18 protein-coding genes and 1 tRNA gene are annotated in these 19,835 nt (G+C 69.2%); 10 read left to right on the top strand and 9 right to left on the bottom strand.

Annotated features, from left to right (window positions below; all coding sequences use genetic code 11):
• Positions 1-193 precede the first annotated feature (193 nt).
• Both ACQUQF_RS13350 and ACQUQF_RS13345 read right to left on the bottom strand, forming a co-directional pair.
• Positions 194-685: a 50S ribosomal protein L11 gene (locus ACQUQF_RS13350; protein WP_435179593.1), complete on the bottom strand. Its 492-nt coding sequence runs from the start codon at positions 683-685 to the stop codon at positions 194-196.
• Between the two features lie 127 nt (positions 686-812).
• Positions 813-1,097 (bottom strand): VNG_1110C family protein, encoded by a 285-nt coding sequence (locus ACQUQF_RS13345; protein ID WP_435179592.1) that lies wholly within the window; start codon positions 1,095-1,097, stop codon positions 813-815.
• Between the two features lie 172 nt (positions 1,098-1,269).
• Here ACQUQF_RS13345 and ACQUQF_RS13340 point away from each other — a divergent pair, with 172 nt between their 5' ends.
• From ACQUQF_RS13340 to artA, 6 genes are all read left to right on the top strand, one after another.
• Entirely contained in the window at positions 1,270-2,379 is a 1,110-nt protein-coding gene (locus tag ACQUQF_RS13340) for an OBG GTPase family GTP-binding protein (RefSeq protein WP_435179591.1), read from the top strand.
• Positions 2,376-2,852 (top strand): TIGR04206 family protein, encoded by a 477-nt coding sequence (locus tag ACQUQF_RS13335; RefSeq protein WP_435179590.1) that lies wholly within the window; start codon positions 2,376-2,378, stop codon positions 2,850-2,852. The genes ACQUQF_RS13340 and ACQUQF_RS13335 overlap by 4 nt, the downstream gene beginning before the upstream one ends.
• 101 nt (positions 2,853-2,953) lie before the next feature.
• A complete protein-coding gene (locus ACQUQF_RS13330; RefSeq protein WP_435179589.1) occupies positions 2,954-3,715 on the top strand; it encodes a VOC family protein in 762 nt (253 codons plus the stop codon).
• A 464-nt stretch (positions 3,716-4,179) separates the two neighbouring features.
• On the top strand, positions 4,180-6,177 hold the full coding sequence (locus ACQUQF_RS13325; protein WP_435179588.1) for a BGTF surface domain-containing protein: 1,998 nt from the start codon (positions 4,180-4,182) through the stop codon (positions 6,175-6,177).
• A 701-nt stretch (positions 6,178-6,878) separates the two neighbouring features.
• A complete protein-coding gene (locus ACQUQF_RS13320; protein ID WP_435179587.1) occupies positions 6,879-9,134 on the top strand; it encodes a BGTF surface domain-containing protein in 2,256 nt (751 codons plus the stop codon).
• Between the two features lie 182 nt (positions 9,135-9,316).
• A complete protein-coding gene (artA, locus tag ACQUQF_RS13315) occupies positions 9,317-10,243 on the top strand; it encodes an archaeosortase A (RefSeq protein ID WP_435179586.1) in 927 nt (308 codons plus the stop codon).
• Positions 10,244-10,304: 61 nt separating this feature from the next.
• Here artA and dph5 read toward each other — a convergent pair whose 3' ends face one another.
• The gene (gene dph5, locus ACQUQF_RS13310) at positions 10,305-11,078 is read right to left on the bottom strand and encodes a diphthine synthase (protein WP_435179585.1); all 774 of its coding nucleotides are present in this window, start codon (positions 11,076-11,078) and stop codon (positions 10,305-10,307) included.
• An 86-nt stretch (positions 11,079-11,164) separates the two neighbouring features.
• On the opposite strand from dph5, the gene ACQUQF_RS13305 reads away from it, so the two are divergent.
• The 3 genes from ACQUQF_RS13305 (at position 11,165) to ACQUQF_RS13295 (ending at position 13,281) form a co-directional block, all read left to right on the top strand.
• Positions 11,165-11,983: a DUF6498-containing protein gene (locus tag ACQUQF_RS13305; protein ID WP_435179584.1), complete on the top strand. Its 819-nt coding sequence runs from the start codon at positions 11,165-11,167 to the stop codon at positions 11,981-11,983.
• 76 nt (positions 11,984-12,059) lie between these two features.
• The gene (locus tag ACQUQF_RS13300) at positions 12,060-13,088 is read left to right on the top strand and encodes a class I SAM-dependent methyltransferase (RefSeq protein WP_435179583.1); all 1,029 of its coding nucleotides are present in this window, start codon (positions 12,060-12,062) and stop codon (positions 13,086-13,088) included.
• A gap of 118 nt (positions 13,089-13,206) precedes the next feature.
• Positions 13,207-13,281, top strand: a tRNA-Thr gene (locus ACQUQF_RS13295).
• A 44-nt stretch (positions 13,282-13,325) separates the two neighbouring features.
• Here the strand turns inward: ACQUQF_RS13295 and ACQUQF_RS13290 are convergent.
• From ACQUQF_RS13290 to ACQUQF_RS13275, 4 genes are all read right to left on the bottom strand, one after another.
• Positions 13,326-14,552 carry an MFS transporter gene (locus ACQUQF_RS13290; protein ID WP_435180396.1) on the bottom strand — a complete coding sequence of 409 codons (1,227 nt, stop codon included), beginning with the start codon at positions 14,550-14,552 and terminating at the stop codon, positions 13,326-13,328.
• 62 nt (positions 14,553-14,614) lie between these two features.
• Positions 14,615-15,712: a saccharopine dehydrogenase family protein gene (locus tag ACQUQF_RS13285; protein ID WP_435179582.1), complete on the bottom strand. Its 1,098-nt coding sequence runs from the start codon at positions 15,710-15,712 to the stop codon at positions 14,615-14,617.
• Between the two features lie 139 nt (positions 15,713-15,851).
• The gene (locus ACQUQF_RS13280; protein ID WP_435179581.1) at positions 15,852-16,451 is read right to left on the bottom strand and encodes a hypothetical protein; all 600 of its coding nucleotides are present in this window, start codon (positions 16,449-16,451) and stop codon (positions 15,852-15,854) included.
• A 132-nt stretch (positions 16,452-16,583) separates the two neighbouring features.
• Entirely contained in the window at positions 16,584-16,898 is a 315-nt protein-coding gene (locus tag ACQUQF_RS13275) for a hypothetical protein (RefSeq protein WP_435179580.1), read from the bottom strand.
• A gap of 193 nt (positions 16,899-17,091) precedes the next feature.
• Here ACQUQF_RS13275 and ACQUQF_RS13270 point away from each other — a divergent pair, with 193 nt between their 5' ends.
• On the top strand, positions 17,092-18,048 hold the full coding sequence (locus tag ACQUQF_RS13270; RefSeq protein WP_435179579.1) for a phytoene/squalene synthase family protein: 957 nt from the start codon (positions 17,092-17,094) through the stop codon (positions 18,046-18,048).
• Positions 18,049-18,103: 55 nt separating this feature from the next.
• Here the strand turns inward: ACQUQF_RS13270 and cruF are convergent, their stop codons facing one another.
• Together cruF and ACQUQF_RS13260 are read right to left on the bottom strand one after the other, a co-directional pair.
• Positions 18,104-18,970, bottom strand: a complete 867-nt coding sequence (cruF, locus tag ACQUQF_RS13265) for a bisanhydrobacterioruberin hydratase (RefSeq protein ID WP_435179578.1) — start codon at positions 18,968-18,970, stop codon at positions 18,104-18,106.
• Positions 18,963-19,835, bottom strand: a complete 873-nt coding sequence (locus tag ACQUQF_RS13260) for a prenyltransferase (RefSeq protein WP_435179577.1) — start codon at positions 19,833-19,835, stop codon at positions 18,963-18,965. Before ACQUQF_RS13260 ends, cruF begins: the two co-directional genes overlap by 8 nt.

Genomic DNA, 19,835 nt, shown 5'->3' with positions numbered 1-19,835 from the left:
GATCTTCCCGCGAGTCCGCGAACCGCCCGCGAGAGACCTGGCCCCGCCGCGACGACGATTCCCTTTCTTCGACGCACCCGACCGGAGTTACTCGCGGTTGCACTCGGTAAGCAGACGGCCTTGCGACTACAGGGCGCAGAAAGCAGGAGAGAAACTGGACGGTCGCCACGCCGCTTCGTCCGGCGCGCTGTCGTTACGCCGGCGCTTCCTCGGCGCCGAGCACGTCGTCGTACTCGCCGGCGTCGACCTTCTCCTTGAACTCGCGGGCGTCCTCGCCCTCGATGGTGACCCCCAGCGAGGCGCAGGTGCCGACGATCTCCTTCGCGGCGTTCTTCGTGTCGTAGGCGAGCAGGTCGGGCTTCTTCTGCTCGGCGATCTTCTTGACCTGTTCGATCGAGAGGTCGGCGACGAAGTCCTCCTGGGGCTCGCCGCTCCCGGTCTCGAAGCCGGCCTCGTCCTTGATGAGCGCCGCCGTCGGCGGGACGCCCACCTCGATCTCGAAGCCGCCGTCGTCCTCGACGGTGATGGTCACCGGGACCTCGGTGCCGTCGAAGGCCTCGGTCTGGTCGTTGATCTCGTTGACGACCTCCTGTACGTTGACCGCAGTCGGTCCGAGCTCCGGACCCAGCGGCGGACCGGGGTCGGCCTGTCCGCCGGGGACGAGTACTTCTATCGTCTCAGCCATACCTAAACGAACACCTCGGAGCGGTTTTAAGGCTTGCTTTTCGGACGCCCCGCGGGACCGGCAGCCACGGCCGCCTCGCGGCGACCGGCGGGGACGCACTGCCGACGGCCCTACCGTGTCGCGGCGTCTACCGGACGCTCACGCCCTGACGGCTCAGGAACTCGCTGGCGGCCTTGATCTCGACCGGGCTGCCGATGATGCGGACGTACTCGGGGGTCGCCCCGTCGCCCGGGGTCGCTCCGTCGCCCGAGGTCGCTCCGTCGCCGGCGGCTCCCTCGGTTCCCCGGTCGCCGACGTCCATCTCGAAGAAGGTCAGCGTGAACCGCTCGTCGAGGTCGTCCCGGAACCCCTCCAGCACCGCCGCGGCGATGACTATCTGGGTGCTGTCGCGGAGCGTGGCGGGGTCCGGCATCGTCGTCGTCCGGGTGGTTCCGCTACCGACATATTAACGTATCGGAGTCATCGGCGCGATCGCCGGCGAGACCCCGCACGAAGGGAGCCCGGCGGGAATCCGCTCGAAGAGAGGTCGGCGGGACTCCGCAGAAAGAAAGCCTTTTTCGGCGCGCACGGCCGACTCACTCCCAATGGGACTGGAGGAAGAAATCGAGGACCTCCGCGAGGAGATCGCCGAGACTCCGTACAACAAGTCCACGGAGGAGCACATCGGGCGGCTGAAGGCCAAGCTCGCGGAGAAGAAGGAGAAACTCGAGAACCAGTCCTCGGCCGGCGGCGGCGAGGGCTACCACGTCGAGAAGCACGGCGACGCCACCGTCGCGTTCGTCGGCTTCCCCAGCGTGGGCAAGTCCACCCTGCTGAACGCCCTGACCGCCGCGGAGAGCGAGACCGGCGACTACGAGTTCACCACCCTCGACGTCAACCCCGGGATGCTGCAGTACAACGGCGCGAACATCCAGCTGCTGGACGTGCCGGGGCTCATCGAAGGCGCGGCCCACGGCCGCGGCGGCGGCCAGGAGGTGCTGTCGGTCGTCCGGGCGGCCGACCTCGTCGTCTTCGTGCTCTCGGTGTTCGAGATCGACCAGTACGAGCGGCTCCGCAAGGAGCTCTACGAGAACAAGATCCGGCTCGACCAGGCGCCCCCGAGCGTCAAGGTCTCTAAGAAGGGCAAGGGCGGCATCCGCGTCACGTCGAGCGTCGACCTCGACCTCTCGGAGGACGTCGTCAAGGAGGTGCTCCGCGAGCACGGCTACGTCAACGCCGACGTCACCATCCGCGAGCAGGTCGACATCGACCGGCTGGTCGACGGGGTGATGGACAACCGCGAGTACATCCCCTCCATCGTCACCGTCAACAAGGTCGATCTCATCGAGCCCGACTACGTCGAGACCGTCAACGAGCAGCTCCGCGACCACGGCATCGACCCCGACGAGGCCATCTTCATCTCCGCCGAGGCGGAGAAGGGCCTCGACTCGCTGAAGGAGAGCATCTGGGAGGAGCTGGGACTGATGCGCATCTACATGGACAAGCCCGGCCGCGGCGTCGACTACGAGGAGCCGCTGGTGCTCGAGCGGGGGTCGACGGTCGGCGACGCCGCCCGGAAGCTCGGCGGCGAGCTCGAGGACCGGTTCCGGTTCGCCCGCGTCTCGGGCCCCAGCGCCAAGCACGACGAGCAGCAGGTCGGCACGGACCACGAGCTCGCCGACGAGGACGTGCTCCGGCTGGTCGTCCAGCGGTGACCGCCGAGTCGACCGGCGCCCGGTCGGCCGAGGCCCGGACGGACCGGTCGGCAGACGTCCGCCGGCTCCTCGCGCTGCTCTCCTTCCTCCTCGTCCCCTGGACCGTTCTGGGCTCCGGTGACCTCGTGTTCGCGTGGGGGCTGGCGACGCTCGACCCGGTCCACGTCACGACGCTGCCCGACTACCTGTTCGTCTACACGCGTGGGCTGCCCAACCGGCTGCTGGCGTGGCCGATCGCCGTCGCGCTGTACCTGCTCGCTATCGCCAACGCGCTCCTCGGGACGGCCGCGCCCCGCCTGGAGGACCGGCGGGTGACCGGGGGACTGCTGGTGCTGGCGGGCGCGAGCGACCTCTGGTTCGCGCTGGGGCTGACTCGGCCGGGGCTGGTGGCGGTGCCGGTCGGGTCGGTGCTGCTGTGGGTCGCGGCGTGGTGGTTCCACTGGCCGGACCTGCGGCACGGGTTGTGGAGGTAGACCGTCGGACGGTCCGCGGCAGCTGGAACTTCACGTGAGATTCACTCCCGCTTCCGCGAACCGTAGCCTTTTCGCGCCGGACCCACCAACTTCGAACCGGCATGAACGCGACGCTCGACCACGTGATGATGCGCGTAGAGGACCTCGACGAGGCGCTCGACTGGTACGGCACCCACCTCGACTACGAGGAGAAGGGCCGATGGGAGGCCGACACCTTCACCAACGTCTACCTCGGCCCCGAGGACCTCCACGAGGAGGGCGCGGTCCTCGAACTCACCTACAACCACGACGGCCGGTCCTACGAGATGGGCGACGCGTGGGGTCACATCGCCGTGCGCGTCGACGACGTCTACGACGCCTACGAGGAGCTGATGGACGAGGGCGTCGAGGACTACCGCGACCCCGACTCCTGCGGCGGGTCGTACGCCTTCGTGAAGGACCCCGACGGCCACGAGGTCGAGATCGTCGAGCGCGACCACGGCGCGCGCTGGAGCCTCGACCACACGATGATCCGCGTCGAGGACGCCGACGAGGCGCTGGGCTGGTACACCCGCAAGCTGGAGTACGAGCACACTGGCCGGTGGGAGGCCGACACCTTCGCCAACTACTTCATGAAGCCCGAGGGCGCGGCCGACGAGGCGATGGCGGTCGAACTCACTTACAACTACGACGGTCGCGAGTACACGATGGGCGACGCGTGGGGCCACCTCGCCGTGCGCGCCGACGACCTCCAGGACGACTGGGAGACGCTGATGGAACGCGACGCCGAGGACTACCGCGACCCCGAGTCCTGCGACAACCGGTACGCGTTCACGAGGGACATGGACGGTCACGAGATCGAACTCCTCGACCCCGACCGGTGACGCATCGAGCACAACACCGGGAACGCATCGAGCACAACTACCGAGAACGTACCGGGCACAACCACCGACGTATCGGGTGCAGCGAGCGTCACCGGGGCCCGCGCCCTCTCGCATAAGGGTGAGCCTATCCCGAGATAATCCGCCGTTTTTCCCGCCTGGAACGCCTGAAACCCCCTGTTGCCCCACAAGGCATATGCTGTTAGCCATGCTGGTTTCTGAGGCCGAGAGGCACTACCGTTAAGCGCCGCGTTAGGTGGGGGACGAGGGCACGAGTAGGGCGGACACTCGAACGACTACTGGAGAGACTACATATGACACGAGTATACGAATTAGGGAGCGTTTGGCTGACGGTGCTGTTAGTGTCGTCGATGGCCGTCGGCTCGACTGCCCTCGCGGGGGCAGCGGTCGACGCCGGACAGACACAGGCTAACGCAACGAACGTACAGGCACAGCCCGCGGAGGGCGTGACAGTAGAACCGCTCGACTCGGGGGCGACGTTCTGGCAGGGCCAGCGGCTGCTGGTCGACGCCGGCCAGTCGAACGCCAGCGAGACCTGGCAGCTCCGCGAGTGGGACGAGTCCGGCGGCGGTAACGTCGGCTCGCTGGTCACCGAGTTCCTGCTCAACGGGTCTGGCGTCGCGGTGCTCCAGACGTCCGGGCTCGCCGGCCAGTACGTGGTGGTGAACGAGAACCAGAACCCGGTGTTCTTCGTCAACGGCTCGGTGGCCGAGACGCCGACCGCGAACGACCCGAGCTTCGAGATCGCGACCCAGTCGCTGAACGCCAGCTTCTCCGACGACACGGTGACCACCGCGACGGGCGACAGCTCGCTGACGGACCTCGAACTCCGGTCGAACCGGGGCGAGTACCGGGTCGTCCTCCGGTCGGACGAACTGACGAACGAGCAGCTCACCGAGATATTCGCGGCTAACACGACCGACGTCGACGGCGACGGCCAGCAGGAGGTCGTCGTGAGCCGGCCCGTGACCGGTCCGCGCGACGCCCTCGACGCCAACTTCAGCACGGTGAGGCCGGGCGAGTACGAGATCATCGCGAGCCCGGTCGACACGACCACGACTGCGCGTGCGACCATCCAGGTCCGCGAGCCGGGCCAGCAGAGCGCGAACCTCAACCAGAGCGTGGTCGTCGAGCAGCGCGGTGACGTGGCCACGTTCACCGTCGAGCTCAACGGCACGGAGACCGCGACCCTCACGGTCGGTTCCCAGGAGGTGAACTACGAGGCGAGCGTCCGCGTCCGGGACGTGAACGACGACGGACAGGTCACCGTCCGGCTCAACACGTACGTCGCCGGTCGCAACATCGCGCCGACCGGCGGGTTCACCGTGACCGGCGCGGACGAGATCATCGACTACAACCTCAACACGGAACCGCTGCAGCGACCCCTCGAAGCGGGCGAGTACGGCGTGCGGACGCTCGTCGACGGGACGCCGTCCGACATCGGCAATCTCGTCCTGAACGAGCCGTCGCTGCAGTCGATGACGGTGTGGACCGCACCTGACTCGGCCGAGCCGGGGAGCGTCTCCGAACTGCTGAGCGCAGTGAGTCAGGACGACACCATCGCACGCGAGGACTGGGCCGTCGTCGAGGTCAGCGGGTCCGGCCTGTACGGCTACCTCCAGGAGCCGGCCAACCTGAGCGACCGGTCGCTCGGGCTGCAGGCGTCCATCACGCAGGTCAACGCCGGTCCGAACGTCGAACCCCAGGAGGTCTCGCTCGACGACGTCCAGCTCGTGACCGACCCGCAGAACAACCACTTCTTCATGCTGTTGGACACCAACGGCCTGGAGAGCGGGGCGCGGTACAACGTCACGTTCACGATGACCGAGCAGAACCCGTACGTCTCGGAGAACCGGTCGGTCTCGGCGACGTTCGACGTCGTCGACCGGCAGGTGACCCTGCAGAACGCGACCGGCGACCAGCCGCTCCAGATCGCGCTCGGCCAGGGGACGGTGTCCGGTAACTCGACGCTCGCGCCCGGAAGCACGTTCGACGTGCGCGTCGAGAGCTCCGGCGCGGACGCGTTCCTCCGCAGAGAGGAGGCCACCGTCACCCAGAACGGGACCTGGTCGGTGAACTTCGACCTGCCCGACGTGGAGAACGGGACCGAGGCGCAGGTGCTGGTCCCGAACTACAACGTGAGCAGCGAGGCGGTGCTGGTTGAGAGCCAGTTCGCGGCGGCCGGCCAGGCCAACCAGACGACGACCGCGGTCGAGACGACGGCCGAGGCGGAGGAGACGACCACGACTACGACCACAACAACGACCACCGAGGAGGAGACCACGACGACTGAGGAGACGACCACGACGACCGAGGAGGAGACCACGACTATAGTAGAAACGACCGAGGAAGGCGGCGGTGGCGGCATCCCCGGCTTCGGCGTCGGTGTCACGCTGGTCGCGCTCGTCGCGGCCGCGCTGCTGGCGCTCCGGCGGAGTCGGTGACGTAGCCCGACTCGGTTACTTCCTTATTTCCGATACGGTTGTGAGACGAGAGCCGAGAATACCACGTTTCTTTTATAAGCCAATCGGCGGTTCGGGACGGCTGCCGATACGGTCGTCGTGACCGACTGAAATCGTTCGTTTCCGCCCGCATCGGCGCTTCGAGGTGGCGAATGCGGTCGTGTGAACGCGACACAGGATGTTCCGCCGACAGATTTCGCTTTCTCCGCTGCTCAGGCCCTGAGAGGCTCGGTAAACGCGACAATAATTCCGCGTGAAACGGAGTAACGACACGAATCGGAGACCACAAAGCACTTATAATCCCGCCATAACCTATCGTCTGTACCCCTACCCATGGTGGCAGTAGCGAGTACAGGTGGTCCGATTCCGGCGCTGTGCCGGGTTCCCCCGAGGGCCACGGGAAAGGTGCTGTCGCCGACCGAATAACCAACCAAACCATGACAACGACAACAGACAAGATGCGTGGCGTATTCCTCGCCGCGCTCCTTGTGATGTCCGTGTTCGCGTCGGTCCCGCTCACTGCGAGCGCCGAGTTCGACAGTGATGCGGCGGCCAACGTGAACACAAATTACTCCCTCAACGTTGCGAGTGGGAGTAACCCAGGTGAAACGACTCAGCAAATACAGTTTAGCAGCCTCGACACCGTCGCTAACGACGAGCACATCAAGATCGACGTTAGCGAAGTGACGGACGCTAACATCTCGATTGGTCACGACGGCGACAGCAACCCTGTCTCCACGACGTCGGGTGCGGGTGCGTCGTACTACAGCAGTAACAGTACGATCGTCGTCCACCCCGACGACACCACCAACAGCCCGTCGGTGACGGTCGAGATTGACGCGACCGGTGCCGAGGTCGACGACCGGATCAGCTACCAGATCACGGCCGAGAACGGCGGCTCGCTCCAGGCGTCGTTCCTGACCTACGAGGAGAGCAGCCAGAAGATCACCAACGGCCAGGGCGACCTCGCCGATGACATCTACGCTGGTGAGACGCTCACCCTCGACGCTGGTAGCACGGACTCGACCATCCGTGTCTACGAGGACAACACCGACTCGAGTAACGGCTACGACCGCGTCAGCACCATCAAGACGCTCTACAGCGACGTCTGGAACTACGACACCAGCGACCTCAACGGTGACTACGTGGTCACGTTCAACAGCAAGGACCCCAGCAACGACGGTCAGTCCTTCACGGTTCTGCCGCTGAACCTGGGCGTCGAGGCCACTGACGGCAACATCACCACCGAGGACGACGTCACGGTCGACGTCACCTCCGAGGACGGCGGTGCATCTGTCACCGTCGAACTCTACGAGGAGGGCGCCGACTTCAGCAACACCGACGACCTGGCCAACGTGACGGTCACGACTGGCCCCAGCGGTGACGCCACCGCCAACCTCGGCAACATCTCGGCCATCGAGGACCAGGGTGCTGGCGACTACGTGGTCCGCGCGGTCCACTCCAGCACCGGCATCGATGCGACTACCAACACGATCAACGTCACCGCCGCTGGTGACGCGACGGTCAACCTCCCGTCTGACACGGTCTACGAGGAGCGCGGCGACATCGCGACCCTCAACGTGTCGGTCGAGAACACTGACGAGGCCTACGTCAAGATCGGTAGCACCAGCAGCAACTACGCGCTGAACTTCACCGCTCACGACGGCAACGACGACGGCTACGTCGTTGTCAAGTTCAACACCGCGAAGACTGACGACGTCGTTACCAGCAACCTGACCGAGGCGGTCTACGCGGCTGGTAACAACGACGACGAGATCACCACTGAGGGCGACAACACCAACCGTCCGCAGGGTGTCTACGCCTACGACTCCAGCGGTAACTGGAACATCGTCACGAACGATGCGCCGCTGAGCACGCCGATTGCGTCGGGTAACTACGACGTCGTTGCGGGTGTCTCGGACGACTCGCGTGACACCAAGACGATCCTCAGCCTGAACAAGCCCTCGGTCGACTCCGTCGACACGTGGGTCCACCAGAGCACCAACAACCTGCCGGACAGCGACGAACTCAGCGAGCTCGTCAACGGTGTCTCGCAGGATGACACCGTCGCGGCCGGCGACATCCTGGTCGTCGAGGCGAAGGCGTCCGGTGTCTTCGGCTACGTCGACGAGAAGAGCGACTTCGGCGACGCCCGCACCGGTAACTCGGGCGTATTCCTGAACCTGACCCAGACCAACGAGGGTCCGAACGCCAACGCCGACGAACTCTCGGCGTCTGACGCGAACCAGGTCTACTTCGACGAGACGAACAACACGATCTACTTCGCGTACAAGACCGGCAGCAACACGAACCTGAACGGTGGCGAGGACTTCAAGGCGGACTTCCACGTCCAGAAGCACAACGCCGTCTACAAGAAGAGCCAGAACGCCTCGGCTCAGCTCAGCGTTGCTGAGGAGTCGATCGAGGTCACTGGCCTGAACTCGAGCGACGTGCTCGAGCTTGAGGCTGGCGCGAACGCGACCGTCGCGGGTACGAGCAACCTCGCGCCCGGGACGTCGGTCGACGTCGAGATCGAGACCTCGGGTACGCTGTTCACCAAGACGGTCGACGTCTCGAAGAACGGCACCTTCACGGCTCAGTTCGACCTCAGCCAGCTGAGTGCCGGTGACTCGGTCACCGTCACCGCTGAGGGCACTGACGCCAGCCACGAGGTCGACGGCATGATCGTCGAGAACGTCCAGGAGACCACGACCACCACCGAGGGTGGCGAGACCTCCACGACGACCACGACGACTGAGGAGACCACCACCACGACCACGACGACTGAGGAGACCACGACTGAGACGACCACCGAGGAGACCACCACCGTGGAGACCACCACCGGCGACAACACCGGTAGCATCCCCGGCTTCGGTGCTGCTGTCTCGCTGGTCGCGCTCGTCGCGGCTGCGCTGCTGGCGCTCCGCCGCAGCAACTGAATAGCTGACTAACCACCGGGATTCCCCCGGTCTTTCGCGGTTCACATTTTTCGTACACTCAACTCCGTAGCGGTAGCTCCGGAACACAGAAACGGAGCATTTCCATAACCGTAGGCCGACGTTACCTTACCGCCCCGGAGCCGTCAACTCTTTATCCGGGGACCGCGTTCACACCGCTAACAGTGACATCGCCGCTGACCGACGGACTCGCGTGGTTCACGATCGGCGTGTTCGCCGCGGCCACCGCGCTCGACTGGTACGACGACGACCGCGGGCGCGGCCGGGCGCGCTACCTCGCGGCGGGGGCGTGGGTCCTCTTCGGCGTGTTCTGGGCCGCGCTGTTCCCGCACTTCGCCTTCGAGCAGAAGAGCTTCGTCGAGGGCGCGCTGAGCCTGGCCGCGCTGCCGGCCTGCCTGTACGTGGCCTACCTGCTCGTGCGGGGCCGGGAAACGCTGTTCCTGCTCTCGCGGGCCGTCGCGTTCATGGGGCTCATCTACATGCCGTTCACGATGATCCCGCCCGCGAAGGAGTGGCTCATCGAGACCGTAGCGTGGCAGGGCGAGGTCGTCATGCGGACCCTGGGGTACGAGTTCCGGGTCATCCAGCGCGAGGGGACCATCCGGGGCACGTACTTCTTCGCCACGGAGGATCACGGCGACTTCACGGTCAACGTGCTGCTGGCCTGCACCGGCCTCGGCAGCATCGCCATCTTCGGCGGGCTCATCGCGGCGGTCCGCGCGCCCCTCCGCCGGAAGCTCCGGGCGCTCGCCGTCGCGGTTCCGGTCATCTGGGCGCTGAACCTGGTCCGAGTCGTGTTCATCACGCTCGCGTTCAGCCAGCAGTGGCTCCAGGTGTTCGTCGAGCCGACGATGGCGCTGGTGGGCTACGACAACCCCAACATGGTGTCGTACTTCATCTCCGACCGGGTGCTCGCCCAGAGCCTCTCGGTGGTCGCGCTGGTCGGCATCTCGTGGGTGGTCGCCCGCGAGGTGCCCGAGCTGCTGACCGTCGGCGAGGACGTCCTCTACGTCGTGACCGGCGACGAGTACGACCTCCACGAGGCGGTCGGCACCGAGCGCCCGGTCGCGGCGGACGGCAAGGGCGAGTAGAAACTGGATTTCTCGACACGGACGCGGAACAAACCACTCAGCACTCAGCGTCAGTCACCGACTACGCGACGTCGAGCAGTTCCTCGGGCGCCCCCGCGAGTTCGCGGAGCGCGTCGGCCTCGATGTGGTGGAGCTCGCCCGGCACCACGAGCAGGTGGAGCGGGTCGCCGAACTCCCGGTCGGCGAGCGCCGTGAGTCGGTCGGCGGCGACCAGCGGGTCGGGGCTCCCGGCCCGGGCGACTGCGACCCCCAGCAGGTCGCCGTACTCGTCGGCGAGCAGGTCGGCGGCGTGGTCGGCGGTCATGTACTCGTCGTGCTCCGCCTTTATATCGAGGTAGATCAGGGTGTGGAGACCGCGTTCGCGGTTCTCGTCGATGGCGTCGGTGACGCTGGCGGGGACGCCGTCGGCGCCGTGGGCGTAGTCGAACGGGAGCGTGGTGGCCCTGCCGAACCGGTAGTTCTGGAGGCCGGTCAGCCCGCTGGCGGCGGACTCGGCGGTCGGCGCGTGGACGACTCCGGTGTCGATGCCGCGCTCCTCGGCCCGGAGCCGGAGGTCGACGTGAGTGGTCGAGATCATCGTGTCGCCCGCGGTGAGGAAGACCGCGTCCCCGTCCTCGGCCGCACGGAGAATTTCCTCGGGATCCTGCTCGACACCGGCGCGGTCGCGGACCTCGACGTCGACCTCGTGGTAGGCTTCGAGGTCCTCGACGGTCGCGCCGAGGAGCTTGCTGGTGTAGAACTCGGCGAAGACGCGGTCGGCGTCGCGGACGGCGTCGCGGCCCTCGATCGTGATCGAGCGCTCGTCGTAGAGACCGAGTCCGACGAATGTGAGCATACCGGTGGTAGGCGTCGGAGGGTGCTATAGGCTTTCGAGTGCGGTACGCCCAAGACGTAACTCGGTGGCCGGCGTTCGGTCGACGGATGGCCCCGTCTCGTCGCGCGTCCTCGCCGTTCGCCGTCGCCGCCCTGCTCGCGGCCAACCTGCTGCCGCTCGCGGGCGTCCTCTGGTGGGACTGGAGCGTCTTCGAGGTCCTCCTCCTCTACTGGCTGGAGAGCGGCGTCGTCGGCGCGTTCAACGTCCCGAAGATACTGCTCGCGGAGGGGACCGGAACCGCGAACTCGACCGGGGACAGTCCCCGACTCGTCGAGTGGGAGGTCGAGGGAGTGCCGACCGAGTGGTTCGAGGACCGGTCGGGTCCGGCCGGGCGCGCCGGACTGGCCGGCTTCTTCGTCCTCCACTACGGCATCTTCTGGGCCGTCCACGGCGTCTTCGTGTTCGCGCTGCCGCTGTTCGCGGCCGCCGGGTCGTTCGGGGGCGGACCGTTCGGAGGAAGTCCGTTCGGCGGTGACCCGCTCGGTGGCCTCTCCCCCGGCGTGGGAGCGGGCCGGGGAACGGGCGCATCGCCCGTCGTCTTCGTCCTCGCGGTCGGGTCGATGGTCCTGAGCCACGGCGTCTCGTTCGCGGTGAACTACCTCCGCGGCGGCGAGTACCGCACCGTCTCGCCCGCCGAGCAGATGATGCGGCCCTACGGCCGGGTGACGGTGCTCCACCTCACCATCGTGTTCGGCGCGTTCCTGGTCGCGGCGCTCGGCTCCCCGCTGCCCGCGCTCGTCCTGCTGGTGGCGCTCAAGACCGCGCTGGACCTCGGCGCTCACCTGCGCGAACACCGGCGATCGGCGCCGCGACCGACGCAACCCGACGGCGATTCGTCCGGCGGTCGCCGACGCCGCCGACCCTGACGTCCCGTAGTCGAGCGGTCCGCCACCGGCGACCGCGAAGCGTCACCCTTACCGCGCGGCCCGAGAACCGGTAGGTATGGAAGTGCCGTGCGTGCGCGTCGAGCGCGAGCGGGGCGAGGAGACCCGGCAGCGGCTGGCCGACGCGGGCCTGCTCGCCGACGAGTACCAGATCGAGGTCGCGGAGGGGTATCTCTACCTCCCCGTGACCGGCGCCGACGCGGTGCCCGGGGACCTCTCGGTGGTCCGGCGCGCGGTCGGCGAGCGCGACACCCCCGACACGCCGGCCGACATCCTCGGGTACGAGCCCACCTACGAGCGGCTCGGCGACATCGTGATCCTCGACGAGGACGACCCGGAGCGCGCCCGCGAGATCGCCGACGCCGTGATGGCCTCGGACCTCCCGGTCGCGGGCGTGGTCAACCGCGCCTCGAAGGTCAAGGGCGAGCTCCGGGTCCGCGACTGGGAGGTGCTGGTCGGCGAGGGAACCGAGACCGTCCACCGCGAGTACGGCAACGAGTTCCTGGTCGACGTGGCCGAGGTGTACTTCTCGCCCCGCCTCGCCACCGAGCGCCACCGGGTCGCCGAGCAGGTCGAGGCCGGCGAGCGCGCCTTCGACATGTTCGCCGGGGTCGGCCCCTTCGTCGTCCCGTTCGCCGAGCGCGGCGCGGAGGTCGTCGGCGTCGACCTCAACGAGCGCGCGATCGCGTACCTCCGGGAGAACGCCCGCCGGAACGGGGTGGCCGACCGGGTGACCGCGATTCACGGGGACGTCCGGGACGTAGTCGCGGGCCCGTCCCGACCGGAGGGAGGTGACGGCGTGGGCGAGGTCGCGCCCGACTACGCCGACTGGGCCGACCGCGTCGTGATGAACCTGCCCCACAGCGCCGACGAGTTCCTCGACGCGGCGGTCGCGGTGGCCGGCGACGACTGCGTCATCCACTACTACGACATCCAGCACGAGGACGACCCCTTCGGGCCGGGCGAGGCCGCGATCCGAGAGGCCGCGGAGCCCGAGTACGACGTCGCGGTCGAGACCCGACACGTCGTCCGGTCGTACGCGCCCCACGAGCTCAACGTCTGTCTCGACGTGCGACTGACTCGCTAGCGTCATGCGATTCCGGAACGCTTATTTCGTGCGCAGAGGCTAAATTAGGTGTAGTCGAGTGCCGGTGTCTCGCCGAACGCGGTGAGGCGAGGCTCGGCGAACGAGCGAAGCGAAGTGCGCCGGTGTAGCTCAGACTGGCTAGAGCGATTCCTTCGTAAGGAATAGGCCGAGGGTTCAAATCCCTCCACCGGCTCTTCTGGCGCGAACGACACGACGAGCCACTTCTTCGACCGACCCTCAGTCCCCACCGCTGGGCGCGGCCTCGACGGCGGACCGGGACTGCCACCGGAGCGCGAACGCGACGAACCCGGCCGCGAGGAAGAACGCCGCGACCAGAACGAACGTGACGGTCACGGTCGTCGCGTCGGTGACGCCGCCGAGCAGCGCCGGCCCGACGAGGCCGCCGACGGAGGCGCCCGTGAAGATGAGCCCGAACCCCTTGCCGGTCGACCCCGAGGGCGTGTACCGACTCACCAGGCGGTCTCGCGACGGGTAGGCCAGCCCCATGACGAACCCGATGACGGCGAAGCCGCCGACGGACGCGACCGGGTGCGACGGAACCGGGCCCAGGGTGAGCGCGAGCGTCCCGGCCCCGCTGACGGCGAGCGCCGAGACGATGGTGCGACGGGGATCGAAGCGGTCGGCGACGACGCCCCCGGTCAGGATGCCGACGGAGGCGCCCGCGAAGAAGCCGGTCAGGGTCAGATTCCCGACGGACTCCGGCAGTCCGTACACCGTCGAGACGAGGACGGCGGTGAACGTCTGGACGCCCTTACTGGCCATCGTCAGCGCGACGAAGAAGCACAGGAGGAGCAACACCGGCGGACTCCAGACGGTCGAGAGCGCGTCGCGGATGGTCCCGCCGTCGTCGCTCGCCGGCGCCGCGGCCAGCTGTCGACGGTAGGGTGAGTCGAGCGTGAGCGCGGCGACCGCCGCGTACAGCACTCCGGCGCCGCCCACGGAGAGGAGGGCGATCCGCCAGTCGGCCCGCAGGGCGATTCCGCCGACGACGACCGGTGCGGCGGCGAAGCCGGCGTACGCGCCGAACGTGTGGACGCCGAAGCTCTTGCCCTCGTTCCCCTCGCCGGTCACCGCGTCGAGCAGCGAGTAGTCGGCGGGGTGGAACGCCGACTGGCCGACGCCCGAGACGACCGCGCCGGCGACGAGTCCGAGGTAAGAGGTGGCGAACCCGGCGAGCCCCACGCCGGCGGCGGTGAGCGCGACGCCGGCCACGAAAACCCGCTTGGCACCCACGCGGTCGACGAGCTGGCCGACCGGCAGCTGCAGCAGCAGTCCGAGCGAGATGACCGACACCAGCACGCCGAGTCCGGTGTTACTGAGTCCGAACTCGGCCCGCAGCGGGCCGACCAGCGGCGGGAACGTCAGCAGGTAGAAGTGCGAGAGGAAGTGGCCGCCGGTCACGACGCACACGGTGTACCGCCAGTCCCGCCGAGTGATATTCATCACCACGCCACTGATGGAGACGGAGCTATTGAACCCACTGGATGGCGGCACCGCGACGGGCGTTACGGACCGGACCCCTCCACGCCCGCGCCGACCGTCGACCGGCGGGTCGCGTCCTCGCGCTCCACGCCGTCGAACTCCAGCGCGTAGTCCGGGCCGAACGCCGACGCCGGCGTGTGGAAGCCGGGTTCGACGTCGCCGTCGACGACCCGGCGGGCCGACTCCACCGCGGTCGCGGCGGTCACGTCGTAGGTGTCGGGCGTCCGCATCTTGGCGGCGAACCGCTCGCCGTCGGCGTTCTCGACCTCGCCCCAGATCCGGCTCTCGCTGCGGGCGCGCTCCTCGGCGGTCGGGCCGGAGACTACGGCGTCGGCGAGGGTCTTCAGGGCCTCCTGGACCGGTCCCAGTCCGAACACCGACGCGAGCGGGCCGGTCTTCGCCATGACGGTCGCGGCGTACTCCGGGACCGTGGCGTACGTCTCGATGTTCGGAATCCCGGTGGTGTAGAAGGCCGACGAGACGTCGCCCCAGGGGACGGTGACTGCGGTCTTGGGACCCCCTCCGAAGTCGAGTTCGCGGGTCCGCCAGGCCGCCGGCACCGTCCGGATCTCGCCGCCGCGCCGGACCGCGCCGGGTCTGGTGAGCCCCTCCGCGATGGACTTGACCGTGCCGGGCGAGAACGTCCCCAGTCCGTCGATGGCCAGCGTCAGCCGATTCGGCGACTCCAGTTGCCTCGCGAGGTAGCCGGCGAGGCAGTCGGTCGGCACCACGTCGAACCCCACCGCCGGGAGCAGGGTCACGCCGGTCGCCTCGGCCTCGGCGTCGCGCCCGGCGATCGCCTCCAGGACGTCGATCTCGCCCGCGATGTCGAGGTAGTCCGTCCCGGCGTTCAGGCACGCCGAGTAGAGCGGTTCGGCGGTCTCGGAGAACGGCCCGGCGCAGTTGAGCACCGCGGAGAATTCCGCGACCCGGCGCTCGACGACCTCGGGGTGTTCGAGGCTGAATACCCGGTGGTCGAGGCCGAGGTCGGTCGCCTGGCGCTCGACGTCCTCGGCCGATCGGCCGGCCAGGACCGGCGTCAGCCCCTCCGCGACCGCCTCCCGGGCGACGAGGTCGCCCGTGTATCCGTACGACCCGTAGATGAGCAGTTCGTCGGTCACGACCGGCGATTACACGGTGAGGCGTAAAACTCGCGGGGCCGACCCGGCGCCGGGTCGGCGGTACCGGACCGGCCGGACCCCCGCCGGTACTCGCTGAACTCCGGTGTCCGTCGCTGGGCTCCGTCGACCGCGGTTCCGTCTAGTCGTCCGATTCCGTCTCGGATTCGGTCGCCCCGGCTTCGGTCTCGCTCGCGGCCTCGTCGTCGGACTCGGCGACGTCCTCGACGTCGGTGCCCTCCGCCACGTCGCGCTGGTCGACGTCGGCGTCCGCGACGTCGGCGGCCACCTCGGCGGACTCGTCGACCTCCGGCGCGGTGTCGGCCTCGTCGATGTCGGCGTCGGTGGTGTCGACGACGTCCTCGCCGGTAGCGTGGTCGGTCTCGTGACCGCCGGGTTCGACCGCGTCCTCGACATCCGGCGAGGTGTCGGCCACCTCGGACGCGTCGGGCCGGGAGCCGCCCGAGCCCCCGCCGGCGCCGCCCGACCGGCGCTGGGCGAGCGCGACGCCGACCCAGAACAGGCCGGCCAGCGCCTGAAGCAGGCCGCGCTTGCGGTCGCCCCGGAGGAAGGTCCGGCCGGCCCGCACCAGCGAGACGACCCCTGACGCGGCCGCGAGGTTGCCCGATTCGGCGTGGCCGGCGAGCTTCGGCGCGACGGTCCCGGCCAGCGACCCGACTCGCTGGGCGACTCCGTTGCTCCCCTGGTCGAGCGTCTCGGAAACGGCGTCGGACGAACTCATGCGTCCGGACCGAGGGTGTCGACGCAGATAGGCGTGGTGGCGACGGTCGCGGGGGCTCGGTCGGCTACCCGGCCGGCGATGCCCCGCCGGCGGTGCCCGACCACCGCCCCCGGGGGACCGGAGCGCCGCGGGTCAGTTGAGCTTCTCGCCGCAGTTCCTGCACTCGACCTGCTTCTTGCCCGTCGGCGTCCGCGAGACCCGCAGCGACCCGCCGGTATTACACGCCGGACAGGCGCTGTTCCCGGTCTCCGCGGCCTGCTGGCGGGCGATCCACGCGACGGTCCGCTCGAGGTCCGCGACGCGCTCGGTCAGCTCCGCCAGCGCGTCCTCGACGGACTCGGGGTCGCCCGGGGAGTCGGGTCGGTCCCCGGCGTCGGACCCGTCGGACGGTCGGGCGGAACGCGCGCCGGCGGTGGCGTCGGACTCGTCGGCGCCGTCGTCGGTCACGGCGCACCACCCGGCTGCGACCGGATTCGTGACATGCGGTATCTAGTAACAACCTTCCGTCGGAAAAAGCTACGTCCGGAACGGGCCGCGGCGCGACAGTCAGCGCCACTAACAATTAACCGCGAGGAGCCCATACCACGGTTGCTGCGCGGGGCGGCTGCTCGGCCGGACGCTGCGCAACCAGAGAGACAGCATGGTCACCGACCGACAACTACGGCGAAGCAAGGCGATACAGCGGCGGACCGGCAGAACGTTCCACGTCGCGACGCGGCTGCTCCCGCGGCGCGTCCGCCACCCGACCTACGTCCTCTACGCGTTCTTCCGGGTGGCCGACGAGGTCGTGGACGACCCGGGTGAGGCGTCGCCGGCGGAGCAGCGCCGGCGACTCGAACGGCTCCGGGACGAGGCGCTCGGCCGCCGGGAGACCGACGACGACGTCCTGGCGGCCTTCAGCGAGGTGCGCGAGGAGTACGGGATCCCCGACGAGGAGGTCGAGACGTTCCTCGACGCGATGCTGACCGACGTCGAGAAGCGCCGCTGGGAGAGCTACGACGAACTGGCGGCCTACATGCGCGGGTCGGCCGCCGCGGTCGGGGTGATGATGCAGCACGTGATGGGCGTCGCGGACCCGGACCGGGCCCGGCCCCACGCGGTCGCGCTCGGCGAGGCGTTCCAGCTGACGAACTTCCTGCGAGACGTCCGCGAGGACGTCGAGGAGCGCGACCGCATCTACCTGCCGGGCGACACCCGCGAGCGCCACGGCGTGACGGCGGCCGACGTCCGGCGGTGCGAGCCGACCGAGGGCTTCCGGGCCGCGATGGCCGCGGAGCTCAGCCGGGCCGAGCGCAGGTACCGCGAGGGGGTCGCCGGCATCGAGCACCTGCCTGCCGACTGCCGGTTTGCGGTGCTGTACGCCGCGGTGCTGTACGCCGAGCACCACCGACTCATCAGGGCGCGCGACTACGACGTGCTCTCCTCGCCGCCCGAGGTGGGGCCGGTCCGGGCGGCGTGGCTCTGGGCCAGGACGCGGTGGCACTGGCGGCGCTCCCGGGACCCGGTGACGGTGTTCCGGGCGGTCAGCGCCGTCCCCGACGACGAGGGGGTCCGCGCCCGCCCGGACCGCCCCGAGGGGGCGTCCCAGGCCGACTGACCGCGGCCGGGATCGCAGATTTTCGGACGAGGAACCGACGCCGGCGAGGACCCGATCAGCTCCGCCCGGGTCGCTCCCGGCCGAGCCCGGCGACGTCGAAGCGGTCGGTCCGGACCAGCCCGGCAGCCAGTCCGGCAGCCAGCGCGACCGGGACCCAGTTGCCGAAGTAGACGTTCATCGCGCCCCAGAGCAGCACGAAGCTCACCAGGTCGTCGAGCGCGAACTCGCAGCCGGCCAGCCGCGCGGCCACCGCCTCGCGGTCGAACCCCCACTCGACCAGCGAGACCGCGATCAGCCCGCTCAGTAGCCAGCCCCGGAAGTTCGACAGGGGAACCCCGTAGTAGGCCCCGCCGCCGTCGTACGCCCAGAAGCCGAGGCCGACCGCCGCGGGGTCCAGCACCAGGTCGATGAGGACCACGACCCCGAGGGCGGCCAGCGTCCGGACGAGGCGACCGGCCCGCGGCAGGAGCAGCACCACCAGCAGGTAGGCGTTGACCACCAGCGGGAGGAAGAACACCGGGAGGCCGACCGGCACGCCGCCGACCATCGGTCCCAGCTCCAGCCGGTAGCTGAACTCGCCGTAGGGCACCCCGTAGTGGACGCCGACGTACTCGACCGCGTAGCTGTAGGCGGTCACCGCCAGCAGGGCGAGGCCGGCCCGGCGATCGACCACCGGGGCGAGCCCAGCGACCAGCGGCAGCCGCATCACGAGGGTCCCGAACAGCACCAGGGCGGGGTTCATGGCGAGCCAGCCGGGCAGCAGCCCCTCGCGGCTGGCGACGAACAGCGCGGCCCCGACCAGCGGGAAGACGACCGCGACGGTGAACCGGTTGTCGCGGACCAGCGCCGACAGCCCGGCCTCGACCGCACGCCGGCTCACCGCCGCCCCGCCGCGGGACTCGTCGCTCCGGGACTTATCCACGCACGACCCCCCAGAGCCCGCCGAGCGTCAGCGCGGTCCCGACCGCGGCGTTGATCGCCGGGAACCACCAGTAGGCCCGCGAGACGTCGACGTCGGTCGCCGCCACGCCCGCGGCGAGCAGGGGGTAGACCAGCAGGACCAGCCCGGCCCGGACGTCGAGCAGGGCGAAGGCGCCCGCGGCCGCCAGCCAGCAGGCCGCGCAGTACGCCAGCGCGCCCCGGGGTCCGAGGACGGTCGCCGTGGTGCGGATGCCGGCCCGGCGGTCGGGTTCGACGTCGGGCACCGCCGAGAAGGTGTGCATCGCCATCGCCCAGAGCCACGCCCCGACCAGCGCGAGCGTCGGCGGGTGGCCGCCGGCCAGCGCGACGTAGGCCGCCGCGCCCGGCAGGACGTAGAGCCCGTTCGAGACCGAGTCGAGCGGCGGGACGGTCTTGAGCCGGAACGGCGGGGCGCTGTAGGCGTAGCCGAGGACGAGAAAGGCGACGACCCAGGCGGCGGCGTTCGCACCGCCGGTCGCCGCGAGCCAGCCCGCCAGCGCGACGCCCGCCAGACCGCAGGCCGCGATGACCGCGGTGACGGTCCGGCCGCCGCGGAACCGGGCCTCGCGGGCGTTCTCGCCGGTCTTCTTGGGGTTCTCGGCGTCGACGTCGGCGTCGAACGCGTCGTTGACCCCGTAGAGGTAGACGTTCGCGGGCACCAGGAAGTAGGCGAACAGCGCGACCGCGGGCGGGGCGAACAGCTCCGCCGGGACGGACGCGCCGTGGGCGACCCCGACCAGCACCGGGCCGGCGAGGTAGAGCCAGAACCGGGGCCGCGAGAGCGTCAGGAGGTAGCCCGCCGCGGTCCCCGGGGCGCGTCCGAACAT

The organism is Halorussus sp. AFM4, assembly GCF_051194995.1.
In the GTDB taxonomy this organism is placed as follows: Archaea; Halobacteriota; Halobacteria; order Halobacteriales; family Haladaptataceae; genus Halorussus.
The sequence above is the reverse complement of the archived record's forward strand: the minus strand, read 5'-3'. Positions and strand labels throughout refer to the sequence as shown.